This window comes from Pseudomonas sp. WS 5412 (genome assembly GCF_012985615.1).
GTDB lineage: Bacteria > Pseudomonadota > Gammaproteobacteria > Pseudomonadales > Pseudomonadaceae > Aquipseudomonas > Aquipseudomonas shahriarae.
In genome coordinates this window covers 1-1,223 of sequence record NZ_JAARMB010000060.1, presented here as the reverse complement: position 1 = coordinate 1,223, position 1,223 = coordinate 1, and the positions used below count along the sequence as shown (strand labels likewise).

The following is a 1,223-nucleotide window of genomic DNA, read 5'->3' as shown; positions in this document are numbered from 1 at the left end:
AGGTCTCAGGCATGGGGGCGTTCAAGGCCCGGTTCCAGCAGTCCCAGGACAGGGCCGCGAAGATCGAGGCCGAGCGCGCCCAACTGGCGGCCGAGGCGCAGCGAGTCGCCCAGGAGCGCGCCGCCGAGCAGGCGGCACAGGAACAGGAGCGGGCCGCGAAGGCCCCGAAACACGCGGCCTTGAGCAATGACGGGCCGGTCAAACGTGGGCGCAGCGGCCCGGATTTCAGCATGTGAGGCGATGCAATGAGCGTGAGTGAACAGGAGCTGTTCGGCCTGATGGCCGTTGCCCAGGAGCAGCAGCAGGCGGCAGTGGTGGCCATCGAGCGGCTGGAGGCCCAGCGGGCCGGACTGGCGCAGACCGTCGAGCAGGCCCGCGCCGCCGTGCGGGAGATGGAGACCGCGGGCAAGGCGTCGGCGCTGATCATCGAGAAGGCAACGCGCCTTGCCGTCTCAGAGGCCGTCAGCGGCGCTCTGGTGGCTGTTCGTGATGAGACGGTGAAAACCCTAGGTGGGTCGGTAAAACCCGCTGTAAACGCGCTGGAGGGCGTTACAGGGCGTGCCGAACTGGCCGAGCAGCGTTTGAGCCAAGCAGCGGCGTCGTTCAGTTGGCAATGGGGGGCGCTGTGGGCAGGTACTGCCGCGCTGCTGCTGGCGGTAGTCCTGGGCATCGTGCTGCTGGTGGTGCCGTCGCCGGATCAAATCGCCGCGCTACGGGCCGAGGTGGCCAACCTTGAGGCCAGAGGCGGCAAGGCGACGTTGACCGTGTGCGGGCCTGAAAAGCGGCTGTGTGCCGAGATAGACACCAAGGCCCCCGAGTACGGCGAGCGCGGGCAGTTCCGCGTCCTGAAGGGCTACTAGCCTACAGCGCAGCGCGCCATAGGCTTACACGACAACCCACACGCTGGCCCCGTCCAGGTCGTTGCCGCCCTCGGCCCGGTAGACGTTGCCGTCAGCGTCTACGGCCAGCGCGCCGGGGCGCTCGTGGCCAGCGTCGCGCAGGCAGTTTTTCCAGCCGTAGCCCTCGCCAGACCAGACCAGGACAACGCCCCCGGCATGACCTGGCCAGCGGGCGCGCCACGCCTCGGCGGCTGCGCGGGCGTCCTGTGCTGCGCTCATTGCTTGAACCTGCGCCCCGGCGCAGAACACGGCGCGGGCCTGCATCCAGCGTTCGGCCTCTGCGCGCATTACCCACTCAACCAGCCGCCCCGGCTGGCCGGTGGT

Annotated in this window: 3 protein-coding genes; 2 read left to right on the top strand and 1 reads right to left on the bottom strand. The window is 69.3% G+C overall.

Annotation, left to right across the window (positions count from 1 at the left end; all coding sequences use genetic code 11):
* Together HBR94_RS28360 and HBR94_RS28355 are read left to right on the top strand one after the other, a co-directional pair.
* On the top strand, positions 1-236 hold a 236-nt coding region (locus tag HBR94_RS28360; RefSeq protein WP_178112955.1), incomplete at its 5' end, for a hypothetical protein.
* 9 nt (positions 237-245) lie between these two features.
* Positions 246-860, top strand: coding sequence for a hypothetical protein (locus HBR94_RS28355; protein WP_153337045.1), 615 nt, complete (start codon positions 246-248; stop codon positions 858-860).
* 24 nt (positions 861-884) lie between these two features.
* Here HBR94_RS28355 and HBR94_RS28350 read toward each other — a convergent pair whose 3' ends face one another.
* Positions 885-1,118, bottom strand: a complete 234-nt coding sequence (locus HBR94_RS28350; protein ID WP_169990676.1) for an antirestriction protein ArdR — start codon at positions 1,116-1,118, stop codon at positions 885-887.
* Positions 1,119-1,223 lie beyond the last annotated feature (105 nt).